The sequence below is a fragment of the Halomonas sp. BC04 genome (genome assembly GCF_000568385.1).
Map to the genome: position 1 here is coordinate 1 of NZ_AZQX01000144.1, position 7,482 is coordinate 7,482.

The 7,482-nt window shown below is 64.0% G+C and carries 8 protein-coding genes; 1 reads left to right on the forward strand and 7 read right to left on the reverse strand.

Features of this window, described 5'->3' with window-relative positions:
- Positions 1–13 precede the first annotated feature (13 nt).
- The 3 genes from Q427_RS28775 to Q427_RS09975 form a co-directional block, all read right to left on the reverse strand.
- A complete protein-coding gene (locus Q427_RS28775; RefSeq protein WP_051496273.1) occupies positions 14–511 on the reverse strand; it encodes a tripartite tricarboxylate transporter TctB family protein in 498 nt (165 codons plus the stop codon).
- Positions 512–582: 71 nt separating this feature from the next.
- Complete coding sequence (locus Q427_RS31200) at positions 583–753, reverse strand: hypothetical protein (protein ID WP_155833526.1); 171 nt, start codon at positions 751–753, stop codon at positions 583–585.
- On the reverse strand, positions 717–1,559 hold the full coding sequence (locus Q427_RS09975; protein WP_043513468.1) for a Bug family tripartite tricarboxylate transporter substrate binding protein: 843 nt from the start codon (positions 1,557–1,559) through the stop codon (positions 717–719). Before Q427_RS09975 ends, Q427_RS31200 begins: the two co-directional genes overlap by 37 nt.
- Before the next feature lie 268 nt (positions 1,560–1,827).
- Between Q427_RS09975 and Q427_RS09980 the strand changes: the two genes are divergently transcribed.
- On the forward strand, positions 1,828–3,918 hold the full coding sequence (locus tag Q427_RS09980) for a prolyl oligopeptidase family serine peptidase (RefSeq protein ID WP_051496274.1): 2,091 nt from the start codon (positions 1,828–1,830) through the stop codon (positions 3,916–3,918).
- Positions 3,919–3,920: 2 nt separating this feature from the next.
- Here Q427_RS09980 and Q427_RS09985 read toward each other — a convergent pair whose 3' ends face one another.
- The 4 genes from Q427_RS09985 to Q427_RS33785 all read right to left on the reverse strand — a co-directional run.
- Positions 3,921–4,562 carry a TetR/AcrR family transcriptional regulator gene (locus tag Q427_RS09985; protein WP_043513470.1) on the reverse strand — a complete coding sequence of 214 codons (642 nt, stop codon included), beginning with the start codon at positions 4,560–4,562 and terminating at the stop codon, positions 3,921–3,923.
- A gap of 33 nt (positions 4,563–4,595) precedes the next feature.
- Positions 4,596–6,647, reverse strand: a complete 2,052-nt coding sequence (locus tag Q427_RS09990) for an NADH:flavin oxidoreductase (protein WP_043513472.1) — start codon at positions 6,645–6,647, stop codon at positions 4,596–4,598.
- A 128-nt stretch (positions 6,648–6,775) separates the two neighbouring features.
- Positions 6,776–7,234, reverse strand: coding sequence for a thioesterase family protein (locus Q427_RS09995; RefSeq protein ID WP_043513474.1), 459 nt, complete (start codon positions 7,232–7,234; stop codon positions 6,776–6,778).
- The coding region (locus tag Q427_RS33785; protein WP_231613594.1) for a hypothetical protein at positions 7,231–7,482 on the reverse strand (252 nt) is incomplete at its 5' end. The genes Q427_RS33785 and Q427_RS09995, both read right to left, overlap by 4 nt.

Consider the following 7,482-nt stretch of genomic DNA (forward strand, 5'->3'; position numbering starts at 1 on the left):
CGGGCGGGCTAGGCTACAGGAAAGGCACGATGTCCCCCGGCAGGCGGATGCCCAGCAGCGTAAAGACCGCAAGGATAATGAGGGAAATCGGTATCGCCAGGGCCGGAGCCAGGTACCAGGGGCGCAGACCCAGCAGATAGATCATGCCGGCAAGGAAGAGGGCGCTGGCCAGGGGCAGGCCCAGAGGTTCCATGAGGCGATACATCACCAGCGCCGCGAGGCAGAACAGCAGTGCCCAGACGAGGTCACGCCAGCCGACATCGGCCATTTCTTCGGCTACCGCATGACGCCACTTGTCCACGGCTAGCGCCAGCGAGGCCATCAGCATGGCAGCCAGGCCCAGGCCGGGGAAGAAACCCAGCGTAATGCCATCACGCTGCTCGCGGTGAAACCAGTCCTGTTGCCACAGGTAGAAGAACAGCAGGGCGACGACAGTGGCCAGGAGAATGCCGATTCCCTGGTTGGTACGACACCAGCGGCCCAGGCCTCGCAAGCCGGTCTTGGTTGACATGGTGAGACTCCAGCACCGTTACGTGGATGGCTCCCGGTTGGGAGCCATTCACCGAATGCGTGCCACGGGCGTTACTCGAGCAGTTCCAGGGCACTGCGCATTCGATCGACCAGTCGGGCATAGTCCTCATTGGCTTCGGGAAAGCCCATGAAGATCACCTCTTCGCCCATCCTGTCGAGCATGGCGGGCACGCTCTCGTCCTCGGTCAGCAAGGACTCCAGCCGGCGAGAGAACTCGGCCACGATGGGGTCCGGCGTATCGGGGTGAAAGCCGATCGGGCGCGGAAAACGCATGCGTCATAGCCGAAGTCGGCGGCTTCGGCTATGTCGCCACCGAGCTGCTCATCGACATCTTCGGGCAGGGGGATGTCGCTGGTATTCATTACCACCGCGGCGTGTTCGGGGACGATGCCCAGCGATGTCGATGCCGTGGCGGCCAGCAGGTCGACGTGGCCCCCGAGAAAGTCGCTGACGGCCTCGCCGGTGGAGCTGTACGGCACATACACGGCCTCCACGCCGGCTTCGGCGAAGATGTTGGCAGCGCCGGCCAGCAGCGAATTGGTGCCGGCGATGACTACCGGGCTATCGCCAGCCGCTTCCTGCAGGCCCTCCCAGTCCGCCATGGGGCTGTCGTTGGCAGCGAGGATCAAGGAGCGGAAGGCCGAGATGTAGCCCGCCACCTTGAGGTCGTAGGGGTCAACCAGGGGATCCTCTTCCATCAGTGCCGTCAGGACCGGGGTGGGGCTAGAGAGCAGCACGGTATAGCCGTCGGCAGGCTGGTCCAGCAAATACTCCCAAGCCAATGTGGCGCCGGCGCCGGGACGGTTCTGCAGGTTCCAGTCGACGCCGAAGTGCTCGCGTGCACCGGTCGACAGGGTGCGGGCCCAGGCGTCGCTGCCACCGCCTGCGCCGAAGGGAATGATGAAATCGATATCGCGCTCGGGCCAGTCGCCATGGCCATCGGCCACGGCCGCTGTCGATAGGACGAGGGTGGTACAGGCCGCTATCGCCAGGCCCTTGCGTAGTGTTGTCGAAATTCCATGGCGCATGCTCACCTCCGTTATTGTTCAGTACAGTGTCTTTGCACAGCTGTTTGAACAGTCGTTCTGAGCGGGCGCACTTGCAGGGATGTTTCCCTCTGCAAGCGGGCCGCCGAGGGTTACCTTGATCAGGCTAGTCAGTCCCGCGCCACTTGGCCACTGCATGGGAAACGCAGGGTTTTCAGTGCCGAGGCGGCCGGTATCACGCGACGTCGCCGTGTGACACCGGGGCGGCTCTGCTAGTGTGTCGGAATCAGCCACGAAGAGGTCTCTCGACATGGAACGCCAGCAGTCCCATTCCCTTCAGGAAGGAGGGGGCGACCCCCACCTTTGGCTCGAGGAGGTCGCGGGTGAACGTGCCCTGGCCTGGGTGGAAGCGCGTAACGCCGAGAGCCAGGCGCGGCTCGCCGAGTCGCCGGGTTTCACAACCCTGCGAGACGACCTGCAGGCGATTCTCGATGCCGATGATCGCATCCCCTTCGTGGTCAAACGCGGCGAGCACTTCTACAACTTCTGGCAGGATCGCAACCACCCCCGCGGGCTCTGGCGGCGCACCACGCCGGAGGAGTATCGCAAGGCGCGCCCCGAGTGGGAGGTGCTGATCGATCTCGACGCGCTCAACGCCCAGGAGGGCGAGAACTGGGTGTGGCATGGTGCCCGCTGTCTCAAGCCCAGCGACCCGGGCCAACCCTGGCGCCACTGCCTGGTGTCTCTCTCCCGCGGTGGCGCCGACGCCGATGTCACACGCGAATTCGATCTGGTTGAGAAGCGCTGGGTCGTGAATGGCTATTTTCGTCCTGAGGCCAAGGGGGGCTTGTGCTGGGTCGATCCTGACACGGTCTATGCCTACACCGACTTCGGCGAAGGCTCGCTGACGGAGTCGGGCTATCCGCGTATCGTCAAGCGCTGGCGGCGTGGTATGCCGCTCGACGAGGCCGAAACCCTCTTCGCGGGCGAGTCGGACGACCTCTATATCACCGCCTGGCACGACCCCACCCCGGGCCACGAGCGAGACTTCGTCAGTCGCGCCCGGGCCTTCTACGACAGCGAGCTCTACCTGTGCGATGCCGACGGCAGCCTGCATCGCATCAAGGTGCCCAATTCGGCCCACAAGCAGGTTCACCGCGAGTGGTTGCTCGTGGAGCTGCGAGAGCCCTGGGAGCTCGACGGCACCACCCACCCCGCCGGCGCGCTGCTGGTCGTCGACTTCGAGGCTTTCATGGCCGGCAGTCGCAACTTCCGCGTGCTGTTCACGCCCACCGAGCGCACCTCCCTGGCGGACGCGACCTGGACGCGACACCACCTGATCCTCAACGTGCTCGACGACGTCAAGAACAGGCTCTACGTGTTGACGCCCGAGGAAGGTCAGTGGCAGCCCGATCCGCTGGTGGGCGTACCTACGCTGGGGAGCGTCAGCGTCAGCGTGAGCGCGGTGGACGAGGAGGAGAGCGACGAAATATTTCTTGTCGTCAGCGACTATCTGACGCCGACCACGCTGCTGCACGGCCAAGTCGGCGAAGAGCTCGAGACGCTCAAGCAGGCCCCGGCATTGTTCGATGCCGAAGGACTCGAGGTGACCCAGCATTTCGCCACCAGCCTCGACGGCACGCCGATCCCCTATTTTCAGGTGGCGCGGAGAGATCTCGAACCAAACGGCGAGCATCCGACGTTGCTCTATGGCTACGGCGGCTTCGAAGTGCCGCTACTGCCTGGCTACAACCCCGGCGTGGGGCGTGGCTGGCTCGCCCAGGGTGGCGTCCATGTGGTGGCCAACATTCGTGGCGGCGGGGAGTATGGCCCGCGCTGGCACCAGGCGGCGCTGCGCGAAAAGCGCCACAAGGCATTCGAGGACTTCGCCTCCGTGGCCGAAGACCTGATCGCTCGCGGCGTCACCTCGCCGCAGCGGCTGGGCGTCCAGGGCGGCTCCAACGGCGGGCTTCTGGTGGGCAACATGCTCACACGCTATCCCCAACTGCTCGGTGCCGTGGTGTGCCAGGTGCCGCTGCTCGACATGCGTCGCTACCACCAGCTGCTCGCCGGTGCCTCGTGGGTGGCCGAGTACGGCGATCCCGACGGCGACGACTGGGATGCCTTCCTGCGCGATGTCTCGCCCTATCACAACCTCGACCCAGCGGCCGACTACCCGCCCATGCTGCTGATGACCAGCACCCGTGATGACCGGGTTCACCCGGGCCATGCACGCAAGATGATGGCCCGCATGCATGAGCAGGGGCATCGGGTGCTCTACTACGAGAACATCGAAGGAGGACATGGCGGTGCCGCCGATAGCCGTCAGCGGGCACATATGCAGGCGCTGGCGTTCACGTTTCTTGGCCAGCGATTGTTTGACCCGGCCAAGCTAGTGTAGCGCTAAGTGGCGACTTCTCGTGCGCCCCCATGCCGGGCCTGGAAGCGTTGAAGCTCCCGGGCCTGTGGCGCCTGCCCGGTGAAGATCTCCACGTAGGCGGGGATGCGCCGCATGCGAACCTCGAGCGCTTCCTGGGTCTTCATCGTGATATAGCCGATCTGGGTGAGGTAGATCGTACGGCCGCGAACGTTGGCTGCCAGCGGTTCGAAGCCGAAGCGTTCGAACATGCGGGCCAGCGCCTCGATACGGCTCTCATCCGCACTATCGATCTCCCTTGCCACCTCCTCCGATTGCAACGCCCAACTGCGCATGGCGAACTCCAACTGGGAGTCGAATAGCCTTGGATCGAGCCAGCAGTCGAAGACGTTGAGGATCGCCTCGGTAATGCTCTCGGCATAGGCTTCGGTCTGTCGCACCAGGCCCTGGGTGTTCTTCTCGCGCCAGCGCTCGACCAGGGCGTCCAGCAGCGCCTCACGGTCCTTGAAGAACCAGTAGAAGCTGGTCCGCGAGACGTCGAGCCGCTTGGCCAATGGCTGGATCCGCACACTATCCACACCTGACTCGAGCAGCAGCTCGAAGGCGGCATCGAGCCAGGCCTCGCGGGAGCCTTTCCACTTGGTATTGCGGCCATTGCCGGTTGGCATCGATGTGGTCTCCCTGTTTCGGGTGTCAGCTCACTATAAATCCTTGACCAGCCGCAGAGCGTCATAGATCGCCGCGTGGGTATTGCGCGACTCGACGGCATCGCCGATCCGGAACAGCTGGAAGCTACCATTCGCGTTGCGGACAACCGCCTGGGGCCGGCCGACGATCAGGTCGTCGTGGTTCACCTCGCCGCCGTTGCTGGAGTTCGGCTTCAGTTCGAAGTAGATATCAGTCATTGGTGTAATGCCGTAGTTGACCACTACCTGGTCGATGCGTCTTTCCTGATCCAGGTCCGGCTGGCCATGAATGACATAGTCGCTGGTGATCCCGGCGAGCAGTTCACTGCCGTCGCGCTGCACGGATTTCAGCCGATAGGTGGGTGTGAAGGTGACGTTGGGTCGCTGAAGGGAGCGCATGTAGGGCACCAGATTCATGGCCATGATCTCCGCCGAGAAGGTGCGATCCGGCGTCATGATCTCGAGTTCGGCCCCGGTGGCGGCGATGATCTCCGCCGCCTGCATGGCGGCATGATCGCCGGCATCGTCGAACAGCAGCACCCGTTTGCCCGGCGCTACGTGGCCGGACAGGATGTCCCAGCTGTTGACCGCCAGGTCGCTGCCGACTGCGGGCCGGTCGTCCATGGGGTAGCCGCCGGTGGCCACGATCACCACGTCCGGTTTTTCGGCGAGCACATCCTCGACCTCGGCCCAGACGTTGTAGCGGATCTCGACGCCGAGTGCCTCGCATTGGGCCAGGCGCCAATCGATGATGCCCAGCATCTCGCGACGCCGCTCGCTCTGTGCGGTGAGGCGCACCTGCCCGCCTGCATCGCTGGCGGCTTCGAGCACCAGCACCTCATGGCCCCGCTCCCCGGCGACTCGGGCGGCCTCCAATCCCGCGGGCCCGGCGCCGACGATCACCACCCGACGCTTCTGCGCTGCCCTGGGAATGGTGTGGGGCATGGTGGTTTCCCGCCCGGTAGCCGCGTTGTGGATGCAGTAGGCGGCACCCCCCTGGTAGATGCGGTCGAGGCAGTAGTTGGCACCGACGCAGGGACGGATCTCTTCCTCGCGCCCTTCCACGATCTTGCGCACGATGTGCGGGTCGGCCATGTGGGCGCGGGTCATGCCGATCATGTCGACCTTGCCCGAGGCGATGGCATGGCGGGCGGTGGCGACATCCTGGATCTTGGCACCATGGAAGGTGGGGAAGTCCACCTCTCGCTTGATCTCCCCGGCGAAATCCAGGTGCGGGGCGCTGGGCATGCCCTGGATGGGAATGACGTCGGTGAGGCCCGCGTCGGTGTCGATGTGACCGCGGACCACGTTGAGGAAGTCGACCAGGCCGCTCTCCTTCAGGCGCCGGGAGATCTCCAGCCCATCGCTGGCGGTCAACCCGCCCGCCAGCATCTCGTCGCCGGTGTAGCGCACGCCGACGATGAACGCCGCGCCGACCCGCTGGCGAATGGCGCGCAGCACGTCGAAGGTGAAGCGCAGCCGATTGTCGAGATCGCCCCCGTAGGGCGCCTCGAGGGTATTGGTCAGCGGTGACCAGAACTGGTCCATCAGGTGGCCATAGGCCTGTAGCTCGATGCCATCGAGACCGGCGGCATGCATGCGCTCGGCGGCATCGGCATAGTCGCGGATCAGGCGCTCTATATCCCAGTCCTCTATCTGCTTGGGAAAGGCGCGGTGGGACGCTTCGCGACGGTGGGAGGGCGACACCGCCGGCAGCCAGTCGCCCTTGTCCCAGCGGGTGCGCCGACCGAGGTGGGTCAACTGGATCATCACCGCGGTACCGTGTTCGTGGCAGGCGTCGGTCAGCTCGCGCATCCAGGGCACCACCTCATCCTGGTAGGCCAGGATGTTGTTGAACACCGGCGGGCTGTCCTTGGCCACCGTGGCGGACCCTGCTGTCATGGTCAGGCCGAGGCCGGCCTTGGCCCGCTCGACGTGGTAGGCACGATAGAGTGCCTTGGGCATCCCATCCTCTGGGTAGGCAGGCTCGTGGGAGGTCATCATGAGCCTGTTCTTCAGGGTGAGATGCTTGAGCTTGAAGGGCTGCAGCAGCGGGTCGTTAACCATGGTAGGGCCTCTACCTTGTTGTGTTTTCAACAACAGTAGTGAAGCCTGTACATAGGTGTCAATTTAATATTCATGCCTGTCTAGGCGATGGTGGAAGCCGCCACCGCAGGCAGGCCGCGATTCTGCCTTTAGCGCCGCGGAATACCGACCCGCCGCCCGGCGGTCTCCGGCCAGGCATCGGGCTCTACCTGCGGCAGGCCGCCGATGGCATTGATCACGGCAGGCGGAAACGGGGCGGGTCGGTGGCTTTGCGTGTCGATGCCCATCAGCATCTGCTCGCTGGTGGCGAGTAGTTCGCCCTGGCCGTCGCGCATCGAGAAGAAGACATGCAGTCGCTTGGCGTCTCGGTCCAGCAGGGTGACGTCTACTGCCAGCGGCTGGCCCTCGTGCGCTTCCCGCCGATAGCAGAGGTGGGTTTCCAGGGTGTAGATCGTATGGCCGTGCCGTGTCCGGCCTTTTTCGTCGAGGCCGATACGTTCCATCAGCGCCTCCACTGCCAGGGAGAAGGCCCTGGCGTACTCGGCGTCGTTCATATGGCCGTTGTAATCGACCCATTCGGGGGGTACGCGAATCTCCAGCAGTATCATTCAATTATCTCCCGCATTTTCCCTGCGTTCCGTATCGACGATGGTTGGTGTCTTTTGTGCCGATCGAGGCGTTCCACCCAGGTAAAGGCCGCTTTGGAAAAAAAGCAACTACGGATAGTCGAAATAGCGCTGAAAGCCTCTCGCCATGCGAGGCTGGCAATATTGACTAAGGTATGGGAGAACACTATCAGCTCTCGCCCATCAACGCTCGATTGAGGAACAACAAGATGCTGACTCAAGAAGACCTT